Origin of the sequence: Acidovorax delafieldii 2AN (assembly GCF_000175235.1) — a bacterium.
Classification (GTDB): domain Bacteria; phylum Pseudomonadota; class Gammaproteobacteria; order Burkholderiales; family Burkholderiaceae_C; genus Acidovorax; species Acidovorax delafieldii_B.
This window is the reverse complement of sequence record NZ_ACQT01000001.1, coordinates 67,170-89,633: the sequence shown is the minus strand read 5'-3', so window position 1 is coordinate 89,633 and position 22,464 is coordinate 67,170. Positions and strand designations below refer to the sequence as shown.

General features: G+C 61.8%; 21 protein-coding genes. 6 read left to right on the top strand and 15 right to left on the bottom strand.

The features are described 5' to 3' along the window. Positions 1-77: 77 nt before the first annotated feature. The 10 genes from ACDELDRAFT_RS00325 to ACDELDRAFT_RS00280 all read right to left on the bottom strand — a co-directional run bounded on the left by ACDELDRAFT_RS00325 (position 78) and on the right by ACDELDRAFT_RS00280 (position 10,103). Positions 78-947, bottom strand: a complete 870-nt coding sequence (locus ACDELDRAFT_RS00325) for an NAD(P)-dependent oxidoreductase (RefSeq protein ID WP_005792698.1) — start codon at positions 945-947, stop codon at positions 78-80. Next, complete coding sequence (locus ACDELDRAFT_RS00320; RefSeq protein ID WP_005792697.1) at positions 944-2,374, bottom strand: NAD-dependent succinate-semialdehyde dehydrogenase; 1,431 nt, start codon at positions 2,372-2,374, stop codon at positions 944-946. Before ACDELDRAFT_RS00320 ends, ACDELDRAFT_RS00325 begins: the two co-directional genes overlap by 4 nt. 2 nt (positions 2,375-2,376) lie before the next feature. Next, on the bottom strand, positions 2,377-3,369 hold the full coding sequence (locus ACDELDRAFT_RS00315) for a Bug family tripartite tricarboxylate transporter substrate binding protein (RefSeq protein ID WP_005792696.1): 993 nt from the start codon (positions 3,367-3,369) through the stop codon (positions 2,377-2,379). 30 nt (positions 3,370-3,399) lie between these two features. Beyond that, the gene (locus ACDELDRAFT_RS00310) at positions 3,400-4,185 is read right to left on the bottom strand and encodes an N-acyl homoserine lactonase family protein (RefSeq protein ID WP_005792694.1); all 786 of its coding nucleotides are present in this window, start codon (positions 4,183-4,185) and stop codon (positions 3,400-3,402) included. Positions 4,186-4,195: 10 nt separating this feature from the next. After that, positions 4,196-5,422 carry an ABC transporter substrate-binding protein gene (locus tag ACDELDRAFT_RS00305; protein ID WP_005792693.1) on the bottom strand — a complete coding sequence of 409 codons (1,227 nt, stop codon included), beginning with the start codon at positions 5,420-5,422 and terminating at the stop codon, positions 4,196-4,198. A 56-nt stretch (positions 5,423-5,478) separates the two neighbouring features. Next, a complete protein-coding gene (locus ACDELDRAFT_RS00300) occupies positions 5,479-6,369 on the bottom strand; it encodes an NAD(P)-dependent oxidoreductase (RefSeq protein ID WP_005792692.1) in 891 nt (296 codons plus the stop codon). Between the two features lie 8 nt (positions 6,370-6,377). Next, positions 6,378-7,226: an alpha/beta fold hydrolase gene (locus ACDELDRAFT_RS00295; RefSeq protein WP_005792691.1), complete on the bottom strand. Its 849-nt coding sequence runs from the start codon at positions 7,224-7,226 to the stop codon at positions 6,378-6,380. Further along, entirely contained in the window at positions 7,216-7,587 is a 372-nt protein-coding gene (locus ACDELDRAFT_RS00290; RefSeq protein WP_005792690.1) for a hypothetical protein, read from the bottom strand. The genes ACDELDRAFT_RS00295 and ACDELDRAFT_RS00290 overlap by 11 nt, the downstream gene beginning before the upstream one ends. Before the next feature lie 82 nt (positions 7,588-7,669). Next, the gene (locus tag ACDELDRAFT_RS00285; protein ID WP_005792689.1) at positions 7,670-8,764 is read right to left on the bottom strand and encodes an AbrB family transcriptional regulator; all 1,095 of its coding nucleotides are present in this window, start codon (positions 8,762-8,764) and stop codon (positions 7,670-7,672) included. 7 nt (positions 8,765-8,771) lie between these two features. Beyond that, the gene (locus ACDELDRAFT_RS00280) at positions 8,772-10,103 is read right to left on the bottom strand and encodes an MmgE/PrpD family protein (RefSeq protein WP_005792688.1); all 1,332 of its coding nucleotides are present in this window, start codon (positions 10,101-10,103) and stop codon (positions 8,772-8,774) included. Positions 10,104-10,283: 180 nt separating this feature from the next. Here ACDELDRAFT_RS00280 and ACDELDRAFT_RS00275 point away from each other — a divergent pair, with 180 nt between their 5' ends. The 5 genes from ACDELDRAFT_RS00275 to ACDELDRAFT_RS26155 all read left to right on the top strand — a co-directional run bounded on the left by ACDELDRAFT_RS00275 (position 10,284) and on the right by ACDELDRAFT_RS26155 (position 15,570). Continuing rightward, the gene (locus ACDELDRAFT_RS00275) at positions 10,284-11,438 is read left to right on the top strand and encodes an acyl-CoA dehydrogenase family protein (protein ID WP_005792687.1); all 1,155 of its coding nucleotides are present in this window, start codon (positions 10,284-10,286) and stop codon (positions 11,436-11,438) included. A 24-nt stretch (positions 11,439-11,462) separates the two neighbouring features. After that, the gene (locus tag ACDELDRAFT_RS00270; protein WP_005792686.1) at positions 11,463-12,437 is read left to right on the top strand and encodes a Bug family tripartite tricarboxylate transporter substrate binding protein; all 975 of its coding nucleotides are present in this window, start codon (positions 11,463-11,465) and stop codon (positions 12,435-12,437) included. Next, positions 12,434-14,512 (top strand): acetate--CoA ligase family protein, encoded by a 2,079-nt coding sequence (locus tag ACDELDRAFT_RS00265; protein ID WP_005792685.1) that lies wholly within the window; start codon positions 12,434-12,436, stop codon positions 14,510-14,512. The genes ACDELDRAFT_RS00270 and ACDELDRAFT_RS00265 overlap by 4 nt, the downstream gene beginning before the upstream one ends. Before the next feature lie 230 nt (positions 14,513-14,742). After that, positions 14,743-15,072, top strand: coding sequence for a hypothetical protein (locus ACDELDRAFT_RS26160; protein ID WP_050784097.1), 330 nt, complete (start codon positions 14,743-14,745; stop codon positions 15,070-15,072). A 177-nt stretch (positions 15,073-15,249) separates the two neighbouring features. Further along, positions 15,250-15,570, top strand: coding sequence for an ADP-ribosylglycohydrolase family protein (locus ACDELDRAFT_RS26155; protein ID WP_157764836.1), 321 nt, complete (start codon positions 15,250-15,252; stop codon positions 15,568-15,570). 599 nt (positions 15,571-16,169) lie between these two features. Here the strand turns inward: ACDELDRAFT_RS26155 and fic are convergent. The 5 genes from fic to ACDELDRAFT_RS00235 form a co-directional block, all read right to left on the bottom strand. Next, positions 16,170-17,288 carry a protein adenylyltransferase Fic gene (gene fic / locus ACDELDRAFT_RS00255; RefSeq protein WP_005792684.1) on the bottom strand — a complete coding sequence of 373 codons (1,119 nt, stop codon included), beginning with the start codon at positions 17,286-17,288 and terminating at the stop codon, positions 16,170-16,172. Between the two features lie 158 nt (positions 17,289-17,446). Continuing rightward, on the bottom strand, positions 17,447-18,100 hold the full coding sequence (locus ACDELDRAFT_RS25290) for a hypothetical protein (protein ID WP_198403185.1): 654 nt from the start codon (positions 18,098-18,100) through the stop codon (positions 17,447-17,449). Continuing rightward, positions 18,100-19,734 (bottom strand): nuclease-related domain-containing DEAD/DEAH box helicase, encoded by a 1,635-nt coding sequence (locus tag ACDELDRAFT_RS00245; RefSeq protein ID WP_100084372.1) that lies wholly within the window; start codon positions 19,732-19,734, stop codon positions 18,100-18,102. Before ACDELDRAFT_RS00245 ends, ACDELDRAFT_RS25290 begins: the two co-directional genes overlap by 1 nt. 333 nt (positions 19,735-20,067) lie before the next feature. Beyond that, on the bottom strand, positions 20,068-20,559 hold the full coding sequence (locus ACDELDRAFT_RS00240) for an ATP-binding protein (RefSeq protein ID WP_005792681.1): 492 nt from the start codon (positions 20,557-20,559) through the stop codon (positions 20,068-20,070). Next, positions 20,556-21,218 carry a hypothetical protein gene (locus ACDELDRAFT_RS00235; RefSeq protein WP_198403184.1) on the bottom strand — a complete coding sequence of 221 codons (663 nt, stop codon included), beginning with the start codon at positions 21,216-21,218 and terminating at the stop codon, positions 20,556-20,558. The genes ACDELDRAFT_RS00240 and ACDELDRAFT_RS00235 overlap by 4 nt, the downstream gene beginning before the upstream one ends. 315 nt (positions 21,219-21,533) lie before the next feature. Here ACDELDRAFT_RS00235 and ACDELDRAFT_RS00230 point away from each other — a divergent pair, with 315 nt between their 5' ends. Further along, positions 21,534-22,454 carry a helix-turn-helix transcriptional regulator gene (locus tag ACDELDRAFT_RS00230; RefSeq protein WP_005792679.1) on the top strand — a complete coding sequence of 307 codons (921 nt, stop codon included), beginning with the start codon at positions 21,534-21,536 and terminating at the stop codon, positions 22,452-22,454. Positions 22,455-22,464: the final 10 nt, after the last annotated feature.

Here is a 22,464-nt window from a genome sequence, read left to right as displayed (position 1 = left end):
TTGCGCTTTGTGTGCAACGTTTTCAGGCAGTTTTCATACCGAAACATAAGCTGACAAAGCGCGAGCTGCTATGTTTTTTAAGCGCGCACCAAACGATAGATCACCGGGTAGTAATTCATCGCATAGCCGCGTGCGCAGGCCTCGTCCAGCAACGTCGCAGTGGCCTGGGCCACTGCCGGTGTGATGCCAGAGGACTGCGCCAGAGCCAATGCGAGCCGCAGGTCTTTAAGCGCGTAGGCAGTAGGAAAGAGCTTTTCAGGAAACTCGTCCTTAGCCAGCTTCTCGCCAGTGAGCCGAAGCGCGAACGAATCGGCCGAACCCAGGCGCAGCACGCTGGCGAGCAGCGCCTTGTCCACGCCAGCGGCCTCGGCAATGGCCATGGCCTCGGCCAGTGCGTTGACCGTGGACAGCAGCACCATGTTGTTCATGATCTTGACCACCTGCCCGGCGCCAACGCCGCCGCAGTGCACCACGTCCGAGCCCATGCAGCGAAGCCAAGGCGAAACGGACTCAAACAGGTCGTCCGGTCCGCCCACGGTGACGAGCAGCGTGCCATTGTTCGCGGCCTCGCGGCTGCGGGCCACGGGTGCATCGAGAAATCCCACGCCGTGTGCGGCCAAGCGCTCCGCCAGCGCGCGGGTGCGCGGTACATCGCTGGTGCTCATGTCCACCACGGTCTTCACCGTTCCGCCTGGAGCAATGAGCGGCTCGGCGCCAAAGCACACCGCTTCCACCTGATCGATCGAAGGCAGCGAAAGAAACACCGTGTGCGCCGTGTCGCGCAGCCTCAGCACGCTCGACGCCACCGCACCCAGCGCCGCAAGGCGCGCCACGTTCTCGGCCTGCACGTCGGCCACGTGCACTGGCAACCCGCATTTCTGCAGCAGGTTGCGGCACATGCCTTCGCCCATCACGCCCACGCCGACGAAACCCAACACCGGGGTCATGCTGACACCCCCTGGCGCACGCACTTTACGCGCAGGAACTCTTGCAGGCCCTCGATACCGCCCTCCGAGCCCAGGCCACTGTCTTTGTGACCGCCGAAGGGGGTTTCGGGCAGCGAGGCCTGCCACTCGTTGATGCAGACCACGCCACTATCGATCTCGCCTGCGAGGCGGTGGGCGCGCTCCAGATTATTGGTGAACGCATAGGACGCCAGCCCGAAGGGCAGGCGGTTGGCTTCGGCAATGGCGTCATCCAACTCCGCGAATGGGCTGATCAGCGCTACCGGGCCGAAGGGCTCGATGTTGGCTGCTTCGCAATCGATCGAAGGCTGCACAATCACCGTGGGCTGGTAGAAGAAGCCTTCGGTGCCAATGCGTTCGCCGCCCGTGGCGATGGTTAGACCTCGCTTGCGCGCATCTTGCACCATCTGCTCGATGGCTTGCAGGCGGCGCAGGTTCTTGAGCGGCCCCATTTGCGTGGCCGCATCGAACGGATCGCCAACCTTCAAGGCTTGTGCGGCCTGCACGAAGCGCGTGCAGAAAGCGTCAAACACGCCCGCCTGCACAAGAAAGCGCGTGGGCGATGTACAGACTTGGCCCGCGTTCCGGTACTTAGTGGCCACGGCCATACGCACCACACGGTCCACGTCGGCATCGTCGCAGACGATCACTGGCGCATGGCCACCCAGTTCCAGCGTAGCACGCTTCATCGTGCGCGCGGCCAGGGCGCCGATCTGCTTGCCTACCGAGGTGGCGCCCGTGAAGGTGACCATGGCCACCTGCGGCGAAGCGCTGAGCTGGTCGGCGATTTCGCCGGGATCGCCAAACACCATGTTGACGACGCCGTCGGGCACGCCCGCGTCCTGTACCGCACGCGCGATGTGCAGCGCCACGCCCGCAGTTTCCTCCGATGGCTTGATGACGATCGTGCAGCCCGCTGCCAGCGCGCCGCTGATTTTGCGCGCCGGCGTGATGGCGGGCGCGTTCCAGCCCGCAAACGCAGCCACCACGCCAATGGGCTCCAGCACCATGGTCTGAGTGACGCCCGCGGTACGTGCGGGAATGGTACGGCCATAGATGCGCCGTGCCTCCTCGGCCGCCCACTCGAACATCTCGGCGGCGGTCACCACTTCCTTTTGCGCCTCGCCCAGGGGCTTTCCCAGTTCGTTCGCAATCTGCGTGCCGATGACCTCCCCCCGTTCGCGCATCAGTGCGGCCACGCGGCGCAGCATCGTCGATCGCTCCAGGGCCGAGGTCTTGCTCCATGTACGCAGCGCTTGGCTTGCCGCGTCGATGGCAGCCTGCACATCTGCCTGCGTCGCGTGGGCGTAATCGCCCAGCGGCTGGCCAGTGCTGGGGCTGATGACGGTAAAACGCTGAGTGGATTCGCCCTGGCGGAACTCGCCAGCAATCCATTGGGAATACGACATGCTTATTCTTCCATTTTGATGTTGGCCGACTGGATCACTGCACCCCAACGTTCAGTCTGCGCCTTGATATGGTCGGTGAATTGTTGGGGCGTACCCGTGAGCGGGTATTGCTCCATGGTTGCCAGGCGGGCCACCACATCCGGGCGGTTCATGATTTGGTTCACGGCCGCATTGAGCTTGGCGACGATGGGCTGGGGGATGCCCTTGGGGCCCATCAGCCCGTTCCACGGCTCGGCGGCGTAGCCCTTGAAGCGCTGCTCACCGAGCGTGGGCAGGCCATCGCCGCCACGCCCGGGGACGGCGCTGGCAGAAGCCAGCAACCGCATCTTTCCGGCCTTGGCCTGCGGCAGCGCCACGGAGCCGGCGAGGAAAGCAAAATCCAGTCGCCCCGCCACGAGGTCGGTGACCGCGGCGGAGTCGCCCTTATAGGGAATGTGCACCGCGTCGATCTTCGCTTCGTGCTTGAACCACTCGGCCGCGAGGTGGTTGACTGCGCCGTTGCCGGCAGAGCCGTAACTCAGTCGCGATGAGGGGTTGCGGCCTTGCTTGAGCAGCTCGTCCAGGGAGGTGATGTTCGACGATGCTGGAGTCACCAGAAAGTACGGATAGCTCGCTACCAATCCGATGGCGGTAAAGTCTCGGATCGGATCGTACCCAGTCTTTTGCAGTGTGGGGATGATGGACAGCGTACTGCTGCTGCCGAACATCAGTATGTAACCGTCGGGCGCAGCCTGCTTGACCTGCATGGCCGCCACGCCACCGGATGCACCGGCCTTGTTGTCCACTACGAAGCTCTGCTTGAATTGGGTAGTGAGGTTGTCGGCCAGTATGCGTGCCACCACGTCAGTGGGACCGCCCGCGCTAAAGCCGACGACGATGGTGACGGGCCGCGTGGGCCAGTCGCTGTTCGCTGTTTGGGCGAAGACCGTACTGCTGAGGACCAGGGCCACGCAGCCTAGCAGGAAGGAGCGCTTACGTTGGTGGTATGCATTCATGTCAATGTGTCTCCATTCATAAAATAGTTGTCAGGCGATATGCCAGGCGTGGACGCCTGGGGCATCTGCACTCTTGAAGCGTGCGCAGACTGCGGGGTCATGGCCTGGGACGATAAGGTCTTCGCCATCCGCCAATTCGCGGATATGTGCATACCCAGTGAGCATGTCTTCTAGGCTGAAGATGGCAGGGAAAGGGTTTTGCAGCGTCAAGTTTTCGTAGTAGTGCGCCGCATCGGACGCGAGAACCACCCAGCCATGCGCGGTGCGCACGCGCACCACCTGGAGTCCGTCGGTATGGCCGCCAACGCGGTGCAGCTCGATGCCGTCACGCAGTAGGTGAAATCCGTCCACCAGCCGCACATTTCCTTGGTACAGGCGCTTGATGAGAACGCCCACGTCATCGGTCGAGAAGAAGTGGTTCTGCTTCGGATCGCACATACAGTCGCCCGTTGCGTAGCGCACCTCGCGGTCTTGAACCCAGACGGTGGCGGCTGGGAACTCGCCGATGTTGCCCGCATGGTCGTAGTGCAGGTGCGTAAGCACCACGTCGTGGATCCCCTCGGGGGCGTGGCCCAGGCGGCGCAGCGATTCCAGCGGCGAGACCAGGTACCTCCGCCCGCGTGCGAGCGCCGAGGCGGAGCTGAACCCCGTGTCCACCAGTACCGCGCCGCCAGGCCCCTGGATCAACCAGACAAAGAAGTCAAGCGCCATCGGCGCCTCGGGGTCGCCGGGGGCAGGGTGCAGGAAGTTGCTGCCCCGGGCCCGATCCACCGTGGCGTACTTCACTGCGAGGACCTGATAGCAGACTTGGTTCATGACGTGATCATCACGACTTGACTAGGGAGCACTTGCTATCGGCGATTGGGTGGAACGCCTGCTCGCCCGGAACGGTTTCCAGCACGGTGTAATAGTCCCACGCGGCCTTCGATTCCTGCGGCGTCTTCACGCGCACGAGATACATATCGTGGATCATCTTGCCGTCGCCGCGAACCTTGCCGTTTTTGGCGAACGCATCCTGAATAGGCATGCTCTTTATTGCCTTCATGACGTCGGCTACGTTGTCGGACTTGGCCTTTTCGATGGCCTTGAGATAGTTCAACACGGCCGAGTACTGCCCGGCCTGCAGTGCGGTGGGCATGCGCTTGGTACGTTCGAAAAACTTGCGCGCAAATGCGCGCGAGGCGTCATCCAGGTCCCAATAGAACGATTCTGCGAACAGCATGCCGCCTGCGTCCTTCAGACCCACGCCGTGCACGTCCATGATGCTCATGAGCATGGCCACGGTCTTCTGTCCGCCGCTGGCCAGACCGAACTCCTTGCCCTGCTTGATGGCATTCTGCAAGTCGAGCCCTGCCGTGGCGATGGCCACGGCGTTGGCCTTGCTGCCCTGCGCCTTGAGTATGTAGGAGGCGAAGTCACTGCCCGGAAACGGGTAGCGCGACGAGCCCAGCACCTTGCCACCGGCGGCTTCGATGAATTGCTTGCCGTCGTTCTCCAGCGAGTGTCCAAAGGCGTAGTCCGCCGTGAGGTAATACCAGGTCTTGGCGCCCCCCTTCACTACAGACTGCGTACCCACCTTGGCCAGCGAGTAGGTGTCATACACCCAGTGCAGGTTGTTGGGCGTGCAGTCTTCATTGGAGATGCGTACAGCTCCAGCGCCGGTGACGATGGACATGCGCCCCTTCTCCTGCGCGAGCCGCATCGCGGACAGGGCCACGGCGCTGTTGCCCAACTCGGTCGCTGCGTCAACCTGGTCGCGGTCGAACCATTCACGCACGCGGGCAGAGCCCACGTCGGCCTTGTTTTGATGGTCGGCAGTAACCATCTGGATTGGATAGCCAAGCACTTTGCCGCCAAATTCCTCGATAGCGATTGCGGTGGCGACTACGGATCCCTTGCCCACGTTGTCCATGAAAGGTCCGTTCATGTCGGTCAGCACGCCGATCTTGACGATGCCGTCCGAGATGTGAGCACTCTTATCCTGTGCGTGCGCGAGCATTGAGGCGGTGAGCAGCGCGGCGGTGAGCGCTACCTTGGTGTAGGTGAGTTTCATGGCTTGTCTCCTGTAAAAATTCTTGTTGCTTGGGTTACTTATTTACATGCAGGGCGCTACATCCGTAGCGGCAGCAGCCCATTGGACTCGGCCCAGAAATCGGTCATGCACGAGGTGTCTTGCCCATCCTTGCCGGCATGGCGTGCAAGTTGAAACAGGCTGCGCGCGAGGTTTCCCATGGGCAGCGAGATACCGGCCGATTGGGCTGCCTGGCAGGCCAGCGTGAGGTCCTTGAACCCCAGTGCGATGTCGAAGCCCGGCGTCAGATCGCCGCCCAGCACCTTCACGGGCCACTTCTCCTTGAGTTGCCCGTTGGACGCCGTGGTGCCCGTAAGCACATCAAAGGTTTTGCGCGTATCCAGGCCCAGCGCATTGGCGAGCACCAGTGCCTCGGAGTTGAGCTGGCAATAGCACAGCACCATCAGGTTGTTAATGAGCTTCATGCGTGTGCCACTGCCCGGTTCACCGCAGTGCAGCACCGTGGTGCCCATCTGCAGCAGCAGGGGCTCCAGCCGGGCGCGGTCGGTTTCGTCAGCGCCCAACATGAACAGCGATTCGCCGCGGTCGGCGTGGGCGGCCAGGCGGCCCACGGGAGCGTCGGCGAAATGCACGCCGCGCTCGCGCGATGCACGTGCCAGCTCGTCCACTGTGTCGGTGTCGATGGTGCTCAGCTCCACCAGGAAGCTACCACCGCGCAGACCGTCCAATACGCCGCCCTCGCCCAGAATGACAGCGCGCGACTGCTTGGGGCCGGGTAGCATGGTAAACACCACGTCCACACTGGCCGCGAGTTCCTGGGTGCTGGCTGCACGCAAGGCACCCTGGGACACGAGCGCATCCACGGGAGCTCTCTGAATGTCATGCACCGTGAGATGAACGCCCTTGCGCAGCAGGTGTGAGGCTAGGGCGAAGCCCATGCGGCCGAGGCCGATAAATCCGACTTTCATGAAGTTCCTTATGAAGTTTGAATGCGTTGCAGCATGGGAAGCAGGTGACGCAGGAATTCCTGCGGCGCCTCACTCATCGGGAAGTGACCCAAGCCCGGCATGACCTCAAGCTGTGCACCGGGAATCAGGCGCGCCAGCTCCTGGCTGTCCTCGGGCGTGCATGAATAGTCGTACTCGCCCGTGAGCAGGTAGAGCGGGCAGCGCGCGGTGTCGATCTGCTGCACGCGGCCGCGCAGGTCCCCTTCACCCGTGTAGAAATGCAGGTCGCCCTTGAACACCCCGGGACCGCTTTGCATGTAGTGCCACAGCGTCTCCCAGCGGTCGCGCTGCGATGCACATGGCCCGATCAGGCCTGAGACAATGCCGGCGCATACCTCGCCGCCGTGCACGTCGGGGCGGTGCAACCAGTCCAAGTCGTAGTAGGGGTGGACATGCGCGCCCGATTGCAGGCCGATCAGCGCCTTGAAGCGCTCCGGCTGCTGCAACGCCAAATGCAGTACCACGCGACCGCCGATCGAGCAACCCATGGCGATGGGGCGCTCGACCTGCATCGCATCCATGAAGGCCAGGATGGTTTGCACATAGAGCACGCTGGTCAGCTGGTATTCATGTGTTTCCCAGCCCTGGGGTGGGGAAGATTTGCCGTGCCAGGGCATATCGAAGCAGATCACCTGGTGACTCGCCGTCAGTTCGGGCGAATTGAGCAGCGCGCGATACTGGCGTGTGTCGCTGCCCGCCGTGTGCAGGCACAGCAGGGGCTGGCCGCTGCCGGCCGTTTCGTAATACACACGGCACATGCGGCCCGCGATCGGGAAGTTCACGTAGCCGCCGGTTACAGCTTCTTTCTCAACGCGCATGGAGTTGCCCTCCGAGCCGCTTGACCAGCTCCTTGAAGTACAGCAGATTGCTCATGAAGATGGTTGGGTCGCCTTCGACCCGCAGCGTCTTGAACTTGACCATCGCCATCAGGTCGTGAAAGCGCGGTTGCGGCTGCTGCGCCCAGAAGCGTTGCCAAGTGTCCTCACCCGCGACCAACGCGAATGTCCAGCGCGGCATCACGTGCGGACCGCGCTTGAGGCTTGTTACGCGCCCGTCGCGAAGGGTGATGAGGTATTCCTCTTCGCCCTTTTTTAGCAGGAAGGTTACGTTGACCCAGCGGCCCCGATGGGCCAGCCAGCCTTCGGCGCTACCGGATGGGTCGCCATCAATGGTGTGCATAAATTTTTGTCTCCTGAAGCGAATGTTCCATATCGCCATCACATGCACAATCGACAATTTGTCGGGGAGGAATGAGCTTTAGTCATGACTGCAGCGGGTGCATGCCATCGTGCAGGCGCGCCGCCCAAAATCGATAGGCCGGGCGCACCAGCACCAGCACCGCCACCAGCCGCGTTACCTGCAAGGCCGTGACCACGGGTACGCCCAACTGCAGAGCCTTTGCGGTGATGGACATCTCCGTCATGCCACCCGGTGCCGTGCCCAGGATGGCTGTGGCCGGATGCAGCCCCGTGACCCATGCCAGAAACACGCCAAACGCTGCGCAGGCCGCGATTAGGCCAACAGTGCCCAGCGCCACGCGCGCTAGCCAGCGCGGCGCGGTGTGCAGAAACTGCGGGCTGAAGCGCACACCCAGGCTGACGCCGATGACCAGCTGTGCCGCGTTGGACAGCAGCATGGGCACAGTCGCGGGGGCCGTCTCAGTGGCGGCCAGCGTGATGGCAACTAGCAGCGGGCCGAGAAACCAGGGATTGGGCAGGCGCAGCACATGCAGCGCCAGGCCTCCGGCCACCGTCAGCAGCGCCAGCCAGGCCGCGCCCGTGAGCGTGAAGGGCGGGCTGACCAGTGGTGCGAGGCTGACCACTTCCAGGCTCCACCACGACTTGGCCAGCAGCATGCCGAAGGGCATGACCAGTACCACGATCAGCATGCGCAGGCTGTGCGATGCGGCTACGAGGTCAGTGCGGGCGCTTTCCTTCTCGGCCAGCAGTGTCATTTCGGAGGCCGCGCCGATGGCGCCAGCGAAGTAGGCCGAGGGCCGCAGCGCCGCGTCGTCTACGCCATGCAACCGTCCCGCGCAAGAGCTGTACAGCCAGCAGCCATACACCATGCCCAGCGCCAGCGACCAGGCTACCGCTGCTAGCACCGCCCACCATAGCGCGCAAAGCTGGGTCACGATGGCAGGCGTGAAGTACAGGCCCAGCGACGCGCCCATTACCCACTGGCCGCTGTTGCGCAGCCGCAGGCTGCTGCGGGTGGAAAGGCCCTTCAGCGTGGACAGCGCCGTGGCCAGCAGCGGGCCGAGCATCCAGGGAACAGGGGTGTGCAGACGGCGGAAGATTTCCGCCGCTGCCCAGGCCAGCAGCAGCGTTAGGAGTTTGGACGTGGCGCTGTGCATAGCGCCGTCAAAGGTCCAGCAGGTGTGTGCGCGTGTCCAGTTCCCAGAGGCTACCCAGCAAGGTGCGAGCGCGCCCATCGCCCACCACGGGCGCTGCCAATTCCATGAATTTGTCGGAGAGTTCTTCGTCTGTCAGGGGCTGCTCCGGATCGCCTTTGCGGGTGGGTTGCAGGTACTCGGCCTGCCGACCGCCATTCATGGTGAAACGCAGGCGCGCAGCCCGCTGGCCCGGAAAACCTGCGTCCAGCGCAGGATCGACACTGAGCCGGATGCGCGCCATGAGTGCGCGGATGTCCCCATCGGCCAGCCGCTCGGGCGTGAAGGCCGACAGGCGCACGCTGCCGTGGATCAAAGCCGTTGCCACCACGAAGGGAATGGAAAAACGCGCCTCGGCCGCCGTGCTGGGCGTGAAGTTGCCCGCCACCGCCAGCGCCGGACCGTAGGTGGCTACTTCCACGACGTCCAGCGCTTGCCAGCGCACACCCATGCGTGCCTGCAACTCCAGCGCGCCGTCGATGGGCGCAAAGGTATGGCCGCAGCAGGCGTGGTTCTTGAACGTCATGCGCGTGATGTGGAAGTCCTGCCCCAACGTAGCGGTGGCCAGGTTCCAGTCGGGCGCATCGCCCATGGCACGGCCCATGCCCGCATCGCCGTCGAGCACATCAAGCGAGCCGGTCACGCCGCGCTCCGCGGCCAGGGCGGCCAGTACCCCGGCTTCTGCGGCGTGGCCCGCGTGCAGTGGCTTGGACATGGAATCCATGCGGAACGCCTGTTGCAACCCCGCCGCAAAGGTGGCGCCCGTACACAGGGCGTGCGCGTGGCGCTCTGCGTCCAGCCCCAGCAGCGTGGCAGCGGCGGATGCCGCGCCAAAGGTGCCCACGGTGCCGGTGTTGTGCCAGTAGCGGTAGTGCGTGCGCCCCAGCGCCGCGCCGATCCGCGTTGATACCTCGTATCCCGCCATCACAGCGCGGATCAGCTGCAGTCCGGTGGCCTGCCGCGCCTGGGCCAGCGCAAGCGCAGCGGCAATGGTGGGGGCGCCAGGGTGGTAGATGGCTTCGCGGTAGATATCGTCCACCTCCACCGTGTGGGCAGCGGTGCCATTGATGAGCGCTGCCGTGCGCACGGTGGCCGCGCGGCCTAGGGCCAGACGGGCGCCGCCCCGGTCGAGGTCTTCGGCCAGAGCCTGCTCCAGCAGCGTGGGCGGAGGCTCAATGGCGCCGGGCAACAGTGCCGCGTACCAATCCACGATAGCGCGCTTGGCATGGTGGATGACTTCGGGCGCAAGGGGGGCCTGGTTCAGGGACGAGGCGAATGTGGCAAAGCGTTGGGCAGCAGTCATGGATTTCAGCGGTGGTATTTGCATGGGTACGGATCGTCGCGCGTATGGGCCTTGTTGTGAACTTCGCAGAAGTGCCGGTGGTATGAGTATTTGTCGGGGCTGTTGACACAACACGAAGTTCTCAAACCGAAGGGGCCTCGGCACCATGGCTGCGTATTGCCAAACCACACAGGAACGCACATGGATTTCAAACTCAGCGAAGAGCACCAGGCATTTGCCGATTCGGTGGCCCGTTTTGCCCAGGACAAGCTCAAGGATGGCGCGTTGGCGCGTGCCCATTCGCCCCATTACCCTTGGGATGCTGCTGCACTGCTGGCCGAGCAAGGCCTGCTGGGCATTGCCTTCCCAGAGGCCGATGGTGGCCAGGGCGGCACGCTCATGCACGCCGTGCTGGCCATCGAGCAGATCGCGCAGGCCTGCCCCAAGAGCGCCGACATCGTGCAAGCGGGGAACTTTGGCCCCATCCGTACTTTTGTCGAATACGCTACGCCCGAGCAAAAAGAGCGGTTTTTGCCCGACCTACTGGCAGGTCGCAAGCTGATCTCGCTAGGCATGACAGAGCCCGACGCGGGCTCTGCAGTCACCGAGCTCAAAACCAGCGCGCGCCAGGACGGCGACCACTACATCATCAACGGCAGCAAGATTTTTTCCACCCACAGCCCAGAGGCGGAACTGTTCCTGATCTATGTGCGCTTTGGCCCCGGCGTGGGCGGCATCGGCTCGGTGCTGGTGGAGCGCGGTACCCCCGGCTTCCAGGTGGGCACGCCTTCCAACTTCATGAACGGCGAGCAATGGAGCCAGTTGTACTTTGAGGACTGCCGCATCCCGGCTGCCAACGTGCTGTTGGGGCCAGGCGGCTTCAAGAAGCAGATTTCCGGCTTCAACGTGGAGCGCTTAGGCAACTCTTCGCGTGCCCTAGCCCTGGGCCGCTACGCCTTCAACGCGGCCCGTGAGCATGCCCTGACGCGCAAACAGTTCGGGCGCGAGCTTTGCGAGTTCCAGGGACTGCAGTGGAAGTTTGCCGACATGGCCATGAAGCTGGAGCAGGCGCAGTTGATGCTGTACCGCGCCGCCATGGAAGGCGAGCATGGTCTGCCAAGTGCGCAAAGCACGGCCATGGCCAAGCTGGCTTGCAACATGGCCGGCTGGGATGTGTCCAACGATGCGCTGCAGGTCATGGGCGGCATGGGCTTCAGCCAGGAGTCGCTGGTTGAGTACTGCGTGCGGCGCACGCGCGGCTGGATGATTGCCGGTGGCTCCATCGAAATCCTGAAGAACCGCATAGCCGAGGGCGTGTTTGGCCGCACGTTTTCGCAGCGACCAGCCAAAGACTGACAGCACAAAAAAAGGGAGACAGACATGAATCGGCGCAACTTCTCGCTGGCTACCTGCGCGGCACTGTCCTTGGGGATGACCAGTGGTGCCATGGCCGAAGCGGCCTACCCCTCCAAGCCTGTGCGCATCATCGTGGGATATTCCGCAGGTGGACCTACCGATCTTGTCGCGCGCATGGTGGCTACGCACCTGCAAACGCGGCTGGGGCAGCCATTCGTTGTGGACAACCGCCCAGGCGCGGGCTCCAATATCGCGTCTGAAGCTGTGGCGGCGGCCCCCGCCGATGGCTACACGCTGCTGTTGGCCGCTGCGCCGCTGACAATGAATGGCTACGTTTACAAGAACCTGAAATTCGATGCCGTCAAGAGCTTTGAGCCCATCTCCAAGCTGTCCTCCTCGCCAGGCGTACTGGCGGTGCGGCGTGACATGGCAGTAGGCAGCGCCAAGGAACTCATCGCATTGGCCAAAAAGGAGCCGGGCAAGCTCACCTACGGCACCACAGGCCTGGGCGGATCGCAGCATATGGCAACCGAGCTGCTCCAACGCCTGGCGGGTGTTCAACTCACGCATGTCCCCTACAAGGGGGCCAGCAATGTGATGACTGATTTGATTGCAGGGCATATAGATATGGCCTTCGTGTCCGCCAGTGGCGCCATGTCGTTCCTGCAGGCGGGCAAGGTAAAACCCTTGGCGGTGGCTGGCCCACAGCCCCTGTCGGGGCTGACAGACGTTCCAACGTTCGCTCAGGTTGGGTTCCCGGCGATGATTTCCGACTCGTGGAATGGCCTGCTGGCTCCGGCAGGCACGCCTCCTGCCATCGTAAAAAAATTGCACGAGGTGGCTGTAGAGGCGCTCCAGGCTCCCGAGATCAAGGCCAAGCTGGAGTCCCTGGGAGCCGTCGTAATTGGCAATAGTTCTCACGAGTTTCGCAAAGACATCCAACGTGAAATCGCGCATTGGGGCGAGCAGTTCAAAACCATCAAGATCGACACGCAATGACCCTACACAACGACAACACCACGGCGCTGGCACAGGCGCTTCTCCATCCGGCCAGCGTCGCCCTCTACGGTGCCTCGGACGACGTCAGCAAAATGGGCGGGCGGCCCGTGCAGTTTCTCAAGCGCTCGGGTTTTGCGGGCCGCATCTACCCAATCAACCCTAAGCGCGCGGAAATCCAGGGCCTCCGGGCTTGGCCCAGCCTGCAAAGCCTGCCCGAGGTGCCTGACCAAGTCTTCGTGCTCACACCCACGGACACCGTGATTCCGGCGGTGCGCGAATGTGCGGCCGTGGGCGTGAAGGTAGTCACCGTTCTGGCGAGCGGCTTTTCCGAATCCGGCACTGAGGGCGTGCAACGCGAGGAAGAACTACGCCAGATCGCCCGCGAGACGGGCATTCGCATCCTCGGCCCGAGCAGCTTAGGCGTAGTCAATCCGCGCACGGGCCTGGTGCTTACGGCCAACGCGGCCTTTGCCGAGCCGGACATTCCGCCTGGGAAAGTTTTCGTCGCCTCCCACAGTGGCAGCATGATCGGCGCGCTGGTCTCGCGCGGGAAGGCGCGTGGCGTGGGTTTTGCGGGGCTGGTGTCGGTGGGCAGCGAAGTGGATCTGAACGTAGGCGAGATCTGCTCCGCCACACTGGATGACCCTGCGATCGAGGGCTACCTGTTGTTTCTGGAGAGCATGCGCCACGGTCCCGAATTGCGTGCCTTCGCGCGCGCGGCGCACCGGGCGGGCAAGCCGGTGATTGCCTACAAACTTGGGCGCAGCGCCGCCGCTGCCGAGATGGCCACCACCCACACCGGAGCCATCGCTGGTGAAGACGATATCGCCGATGCCTTTTTCAAGGACCTGGGAATCGCCCGCGTGGGCGTGCTGGACGCGCTGCTCGAAACCTTCCCGCTCGCCAAGCGCATTCCACTGGAGAGTGCACCCAAGCGCGTGGGCGTGGTTACGACCACCGGCGGCGGTGCGGCGATGGCGGTGGACCAGCTCGGTATCAGGGGCGTGGTGGTGGAACCGGCTTCGGCCGCAACGCTCCATCGCCTGCAGCAGGCAGGCCTGCCCTGCACGCCCGGCCGCGTGCTCGACATGACGCTCGCGGGCACTAAATACGAAACCATGAAGGGCACGTTGGACATTCTGCTCACCGCACCCGAATTTGATCTCGTGCTGGCCGTGGTGGGCTCGTCGGCTCGCTTTCAGCCGCAACTGGCGGTGAAGCCCATCGTTGAATGCGCCGGCCAGCCCAAGCCGCTTGCGGCCATGCTGGTGCCTGACGCACCCGAGGCGCTGGCAGCGCTCACTGCAGCGGGCGTACCGTGCTTTCGCACGCCCGAGGCCTGCGGGGACGCCATCGCCGCCGTTCTGGCACGCCGCCAGCCCGGCCAGGAGCCCGCACCGTTGCCACGCCAAGCTGACACGACCACCCTGAACGAGGCCCAGGCCTACGGCATCCTCGACCAGATCGGAGTGCCGCACGCGTCCGCCGCCGTGCGGAGATTCGATGCCGTCGCGACCCAGCCGCTGCCGTTCGCCTTCCCAGTCGTCGCCAAGGTCTGCTCCGCGGACATACCGCACAAGACCGAAGTGGGCGGGGTAGTACTCAACATCCGCAATGAGCAGGAGCTCGCAAATGCCATTGCCACCTTGCGGAAAAACCTGGCCGACAAAGCGCCCCAGGCTTCTTGCGAGGAGGTGCTAGTGCAGCCCATGCAGAAGGGCCTCGGTGAAGTCCTGGTGGGATACCGGGTAGACCCTGAGGCCGGCCCCATCGTGATGCTGGCGGCAGGCGGCATTTGGGCGGAGGTTGCCAAGGACCGCAGCATACGGCTCGCGCCGGTCACGGTCGAGGCCGCGCAGGAGATGATTACCGAGGTTAATGCACTCAAACCGCTGACGGGCCTGCGCGGTAAGGCAAAGGGGGACCTGGATGCCTTGGCGCGGGCAGTCAGCGCGCTCTCGCAACTTGCGCTCAAACCGGAACTGCGCATCGTGGAGGCCGAGGTGAATCCGCTGCTGATCTTGCCCGAAGGCCAGGGCGTGACGGCTGTCGATGCCCTGATCTTCCAGGCATGACCCTGTGCCTGCCTGATCCGAGAGACCTGGCGGCGGCACGACGCTCCTTGCAGCAACTCGCGGTCCAGGGGCACCGCCTCGAAGCGAGGCACAATGGTGCACGCCTTTGCTGGAGGCATTGGGGACACGGCCCCGACTTGGTGCTTCTCCATGGCGGCCACCGCTCATGGATCCACTGGGCGTGGAACATCGAGACGCTTGCCACCTGATTCAGCGTGTGGGTGCCGGACATGCCCGGCTTCGGTGATTCCGACGCATTCCCCGGGCATCCGCACGATGCTGATTGCCAGGAGCGGTTTGCCAAAGCGCTTGATAACGGACTTCGGCATTTCCTGGGCGATGCGGCTTTCTGCTTGGAGGGTTTCTCGTTTGGCGGATTGACCATGGCGGAGCTCGCCGGCATAAGCGCACGGGTACGCCGTCTGGCGCTGCTGGGCACGGCAGGACATGGTGGCGCGGGGCGACTGCTCTGGGAGTTGTGCGACTGGCGCCGGGTCAAAGGGCGGGCACGGTGGGAGGTCCATGCCCACAACCTACGCGCGTGGATGCTCAGGCGCTAGTAGTGCATGCGTGCTCCTCCCGCGTCACCGGTATTGAAGCAAGACATTTTCACGCGCGTCAAACCTGCTCGATGCGCTCTCTCGATACCGGGGTGATCTGCTGCTGATCTGGGGAGAACACGACTTGACGGTTGTGCCGGACGACATCGGGCCCGTCGTCCGCGCAAGCAATCCGGAGTGAGTGCCGCGCATCGTGCCGGATGCGGGTTTGTGCGTATCGCCTTTTTCCATGCTTTTCATCACATGCTGCGCAGCACCCCGTTCATCGATGCACTACAAAATGTTCTAGGGTATGGTGGGGACACAGATACGAATGCCTGCATAGTCGGAGGACTTGTAGGAGCACGAGTTGGTCTTTTCGGCATTCCCAGACAGACGATCGAAGCAGTGCTTAGCTGTGATACCTCAAAGGGCCGACCACGCCCGAGCTGGTTGAGCCCCCAGGACGCCTCTGAACTAGCCCAGAGAATTCTGAATGAAGAATCTCATTGCCCATGAGTTGGTTTAAGTCGGCTGACTTGTCAGCGGCTGCATAAGGCGGAATGCAGCGGCTTAGGCGCAAGGTGACGAATGACAGGTCTTGCTGGCAGTTGTCCGCGTCCGTCAGCCATTGGCAACTGAATTTTGGTACGCGGACGCTATCGGTCGCTCAAATCGCTTGTGTGGACGACCGCAACCGCTGCAGAGCGACCGATAAACAGAATGCTGATGTTTTCCGTCTGCAGGCAGTTAAAGATTCCGAGCGAGGGCATTCGACCCACATTGCAAAGGAGGATGCCCACATTCGCTATGCACCTGAGGCCGGACTTTGTCTCTGCACTCTATCGTTGGACGAACACACCTCTGTCATAAGTGACGTAGGCGCGAGAGCAGTTGTGTGCCCAGTTGGGGCGTCAGCCCCGTCCTGCCCTCCACCAGAAACAGCGCCTGGCAATATGGCCTATACAGCCAAGACCGATCATCCACTGCCAGCCAAGGTAGATGGAGCCGATCCTGGGTCCGCAGCCACGCAGGATACTCCGCTTCCCGCTGGTAACTGACCAGTGGCGGCGGAATGTCTACCAAGACGCCGACTCTGGGGGTCATGGATGGCGCTTTCAGTCGTAAGGCTGGAATTGGTTGCTGTCCCGGCTGAGCAGTTGCATCAGCTTGGGGTGAATGAAGAGTTTTTCTTTGCCAAACGGCATTTCGCTCAGCACGCCCAGGGCGGCTAGGTCGTGCAGATAGCGCGAGGCGGCCTGGCGCTGAGCAATGCCTTTGTCCACCAGGTTGCCGATGCGGCAATAGGGCTGCTCAAAGATCACGTCCACCAGTTCGCGGGTGTAGATCTTTGGCAGGCGCGTGCGCACGTGTTCGGTGGTGTGTTCGGCCAGCGCGCGGATGGCGGCGATCTTGCCCGTGGTCCATTTGGAGGTGTCTTCCACGGCCTGGAGCATGAAGAGCAGCCAGGGTTCCCAGGCTTCGTCACGGGTGACGCTGAGCAGCAGGCGGTAGTAGTCGGCCTTGTGCGCGATCACATGGCGACTCAGGTACAGGATGGGTAGGTTCAACAGCTCTTCTTGAATGAGGTAGAGGATGTTGAGCACCCGGCCGGTGCGGCCGTTGCCGTCAACGAAGGGGTGGATGGCTTCGAACTGGTAGTGGCCCACGGCCATGCGGATCAACGGGTCCAGCTCGGTCTGGTTGTGCAGAAAGCGCTCCCAGTTAGCCAGCATGTCGCGCAGTCTCGCTTCGCCCTCGGGCGGGGTGTAGACCACCTCGCCAGTGCGGTCGTTGGCGAGCTGGGTACCCGGGGTGCGACGGATGTCCATGTCCACGCCCTTGAGCGTGCGGCAAACTTCCACGGCGGTGGCGGTGCACAGCGGGCGAGCCTTGAGCGACTGGAAGCCCTGGTGCAGCGCTGTGCGGTAGCGCAAGGCTTCTTTTGTCGCTGGGTCAGCGTTGTCGTGACCCTGGGCGTACTGGAACAGCTGGTCGGTGGTGGTGACGATGTTTTCGATTTCCGAGCTGTCTTTGGCTTCCAGCAGCGGGATGGTGTTGATCAGCATCGTCTGGTTGGGGATCAGCTCGGCTGCCTGCTTGAGCTCGGCCAGGGCGGCGCGGGCCTCGATGCAGGCCTTGAGCACTGCACGGCTTTCCAGCTCGTGCGCCGGGGGCAGCGCAAGCAACTGGTTGTGGGGTTGCTCGGGGTGCCAGGCAAGGGCGGCGTCGGTCATGATGCAAAACTCTTGTTTTGACGACAAATGAACAGCTTATGTCGCCATCGACGACACGTCAATGGAATATGTTTCCATTTTTTGAAAACGGCGACACGTATCAGGTTCATGTCGTTCTTAACGACATAGATTCAGCAACATGTCGTCAAATTGCAATTTCAAGAACATTGAATCACGCTCCAATGCACCACAAACAAGCTTTGGTTGCGGCTGGCGCGGTGAAAGCGCTTTTTCAAGGCTGCAATCAGCGCATCGCGCCGGGCTTCGATTTCGTCTTCCACGACAAAGATGTCTCGGCGCTGGCGGCGCTGCTCGGTTTCGGCCTTGCGGGTCTTGCTGGATGCGCCGGGCGTCTTCCATGCTGAGCGCCATACGGGCGTGGCGCTTGAGTTTTTGAGCTTGGTGTCTTTGAGGGCCTGCTCGGCCATGCCATAGACCTCTTGCAAGCGAAGCCATCTGCCCTTCGCCTTGGCCAGGGCCTGAAAATTGGCCTCAAGGTTCGCAAGACTTACGCGGGCTAACGGGTCGGGAGCAGCCATGACGGCATCCATTCCCCGGTACAGCCAGTATTGGTGCAAAAGGTCGAACTTCTTGCCATCTCGACGCCAAGCAGTTCTGGCATCGGCGTCCACCTCGACGATCTCAAGGCGACCTCCACTTCGTTCAAATCGAATGGAGTCGTCGTAACTGAAGGCGTCTGCAGATCTATCTACGGATGAGTTCAGTTCAACCTGTGCGCGAAGCAACTCAAGAAATGCCTGATAACAATCGTGTCGCGGTGAATCAACACTTGCGCCAACCGTGTAATTCATTAGTCTGTCATATGGACGTGCGAAATCTGACGCATGAGCACTCCCTCCGAGGCTTCGCTCATGACCAACTCAAGGTGCATGCTCGCCCTCGTTAAGGCGACAAATAGAAGGTTGCGTTCCAGTTGTCCCATCTCTTCAAAATCAATTTCAGTCAAGACAACTGCCGGTGCAGACTGCCCTTTGAATCGACGTACAGTTTCTAACCGCAATTGGCCATCCGACCAGTTAGGGGCCCCTCGGTCATCATAGGTCCCATCAAATCGAAGCGTTCGCCAGTCACCGAGTTGTGGCTCATTCATTAATGCTGAGTGCTCTCTTCCCCGCCAACAGAGCACAACTATGTCATGGGGCGAGAACCCCTTGTCAACACATGCTTGGATTGCCTTCAGAGTTGAACGCAAGAGCCCTCCCCCGTTGGGCTTGAACACATGAAGTCCCGGTATATCTCCATCAAACGGACTGCAGCTTTGGATGGGATTCGCGGTCAGCTGGAGAGAATTGATGGTCTCGACAATCCTCCGAGGGCTACGAAAATTTTCGTGCGATCGGACTACAACTGAATCCTCAATGTTGATTTCATCTCTATCCACATAGAGACATTGCATCGGATCGTCCAGTAGATATAGCTTGGAGCTGGGACGCAGGCGGCCGACCAGTGCTTGAACCCAATCTGCATGAAAGTCCTGTAGCTCATCGATGACCAGCAGGTCCAAGTCAGGGGCTGTCACTTCCTGCTCGCGCACGTATCTATCGACCAACTGGGGAAAATTTGGTATGCCTCGTGGCTTGCCCGCTGCCTGCCAGCACAACTGATGAAAGCTCTGTACCTGGACGCCAGTCGGCGCGATCTCCCGAAAGTGATCCGCCAGCGGCCTATTGAAGCAAATATATGCCGCCTGCTGGTTAGCCACGCGTGCTTCGCGAAGCAACCGAAGCGCCAGCTGTGTCTTTCCAGAGCCTGCCGTCGCGCAGATACGGATGACCCCTGATGGAGACTCTATACGAGGTACCCAGCTGGCGAGTCCTCCAGAAATCTTTGCCACCTGTGCGTTCAGTCGCCCGGCCAGGGTGGACACGTCGGTCTGCAATGCCAGTCTATTTTCAAAGAATGCACAGACGCGGTCCCGAAGTGGACCAGGCAATCCTTGGCCTAGCCTGCGCTGAATGAAACCAGACAGATCTTGCGTCTCGCTAGCATCGGCGATTCGCTCGCGCGGGTAGCTAATCCCACTTTGCTCCCCGACCAACTGGTCCGGAAGTACAAGGAAGTGCATGATCCTTGCCCCCAAACCTGTTGCCCGGAGTCGATGCAGTACGGCCCAAAACTGAGTTTCCGATTGTCTGACAATGTCTTTGGTTTCACCTCCATATCGCTTGAAGATGCCCACTTGGCCAACATCGAGGGTGCCTGCTTTGATCTCGAGCAACGCTACGTCGCCCCCTCCATTCACCACAACAATGTCCAGTTCACCGTGCTTGTCATGATTCGCGTGGGCAGTAGCCCAATCGACGCTGTGGAACAGCGTGTAGGCATCCGACAGACCCGCTGACAATGATTCAAGAACGGCCAGTTCCGAGTATTCACCCGCTGAAGTGGGCCGAATACAAGAGAGTGGAGGTATAACTTTGGCCATGGGGCTTCCAAAAAAGAGTGCAGAAGATCCTCGCGACCGACTTGTCGAACTGGAACTGTGAATTTCCAAGAATTGGTGGAGGCCGCAGTGTTTTGAAGGCATCGCCGTCACAGGGGCTTGACTTGCGAGCTACCACTTGTAGTTTGCCTCAGTCGACGGATCATCCTGGCCGAATAGAGATTTGACGTGAGCTGCGGTGCTATTTGATTTCCACGCTGTCTCTATTTTTGAAGAGTGAAAACAGCCACGCATTGATCGGAATAGAGGGCGGTAGTTAGCCGAGCCCCTGCCACACCACCACCTGGCATGCGGCTCCGCACCAGGCGGTCAGACCTATAGGTGGACTACGTTCAAGTCCATCCCAAGAACTTCCTTGGCCAGCGGCACGAGGTGATCGTGGTGGGTTAGAAACACGACCTGCATGCTGCGCGACAAGTCGCCCAGCACCTTCAGTCCCGCAGCAGTGCGGCGATCATCAAAATTGATAAACAGGTCGTCGGCAATGAGTGGCATGCGCAACCCCTGCTCCACCTGCAGCTCCAGCGCGGCCAGACGCAGCGCGAGATAGAGTTGGTCGCGCGACCCTTCACTCATTCCGGTCACATCCACTGTTTCTCCAGTGGGGCGGACGCCGAACAATCGAGGTGTCGCTTCGTCTGAATCCATCACCAACCGGCTGAACGAGTCAGTCGTCAGCACCTTGAAAATGGCCGAGGCTTTAGAAAGCATGGGGCCCTGCTTGGTCTGGCGGAATTTCTCGATCGACCACTTGAGCAGTTGCGCAGCCGTTTGAAGTTGCAGGTAGCGCTCTGCCGAATCAGTCATGGCGGCGATCGCCTCTTGCCGCTGTGCCTCGGCGCGGGCTGCCCGATCGGTGCCATCCAGCGCATCAAACGCTGCCTTGTGCGTACCGTACCTGTGGCTGTCATCCACGGCGTCAGTCGGGCCAGCACAGCCTGCCGGCCGTGCTGGGCTCGCGCGAGGTCCGCCTGGTTGCGCTGAAGTCGGGCTTGCAAATCGGCGAATGCGACGTCGACCCTTTGCGCGACCTCCAGGCGCCGGGCAAGTTCCAGGGCAATGTCCTCCGGCGACTGGGCGGCTAGGTCCGGCGCCCCCCGCACCGCCAAGCTGCTCGCGCTCGCAGCCAAGCCATCGAGATCGACCTGCATCGTTTCAATCCGCTCACTGCGGATACTGCGGATGCTCTCGAGCAGACGCTCCAAGTCCTGCATCACTGTCATCTTGGCTTCCACCTGATCGACAGGTACATCAGCAGCGTATCCTGCTGATTGCACTGCCACCAGCCAAGAATTCATCCAGGCGTCCTCGTCATCCTGCGCCGACTGAACTGCCTCCTGCAGCCTGGGAAGGCTGCGTTGCCCTTCGCGGATCTGCTGCTCCAGGGTCTTGCGTTGTCCATACACCTGATCGGCCTGCGTAATCTGGGACCGTGCTTCACTCAGACACACGCTGAGTTCGGGCACAGGTGTCTCGGCTGGGGAATGACCGAGCCCGGTCCAGAGGCGGTCGCGGATCTGCGCGGCCACCGCTTGCTGTGTGGAGAGCCGTCGCTCGGCGGAGTATCGCTGCGCCACCAGAACCAGTATTCGCGCATGACGCCGGACAACGCTTTAAGCAGTGCCGCATGACCGTCCGGTAGCACGATGCCGAACTCGTTGAGCAGCCCACGCCGCGATGAAGTCCAGGCGAAGGTTCACGCGACATGGTTTGTCAGGGCGAGATCTTACGATCGCTCACATATCGCCTTCCTGAATTCCGACGTTCCGAAACACCCCGCCATGCCCACCCCATCTGACCCACGAGACACCATCGCCTACCGGCTGACCGAGATACTGCGCCGCCTCAACGAGGGTGAAGCACTTGACCCTCACGCTCTGGTGGAGGAGTTCGGCGTCAACCTTCGCACCATCCAGCGCGATCTGAACCAGCGTTTTGCTTTCCTGGACCTGGTAAAAAAGGACGGGCGCTACACCATTGATCGCTCACGCCTGGGCACTCTTACCCTCCATGACGTGCAGCGCTTCGCCAGCCTGGCCGGCCTGCAGGGCTTGCACCCGAGGCTGTCTACCGGCTTTCTGAGAGACATCCTAGACACCCGGCTGCAAAGCGCCCTGCTGATCCGCGGACACAACTACGAAGACCTGCATAACAAGGAATCGGAGTTCAACCAGCTCAAGCAGGCGGCACAGCAGCACCGAGTCGTCAGCTTCGAATACCGCAAGCCCGACAGCACCGCAGCCAAACTGGTCGATGACATCCGTCCCTACAAGCTGGTCAATCAGGACGGCATCTGGTACCTGGCGGCTACCGATGCAGGCAAACCCAAGTCCTACGCCGTGAGTCGGATTGAGCGCTTGCTGGTTCTGGCCGACACCTTCACGCCCGATCCGGCAGTTCTCCAGCAGATTGCCAACGAGGACAGCGTCTGGCTGAAGACGCAGAAAACAGAGGTCGTGCTCAAAGTTGCTAGACCCGCCGCGAGCTACTTCCAACAACGCAAGCTCATCAGCGGCCAGAACATCGAGAAGAAACTGGAGGATGGCGGCCTGATCGTGTCCGGCATCATCGCCCACCCCAACCAGATCCTTCCCATTGTGCGGCAGTGGATCCCCCATATCCGCGTTATCAGCCCGGAGGGGCTGCAGGATGAGCTGGAGAACCAGCTCAAGGACTACCTGGGCATTGCCCTGCCCAACTAACAACCCGCGC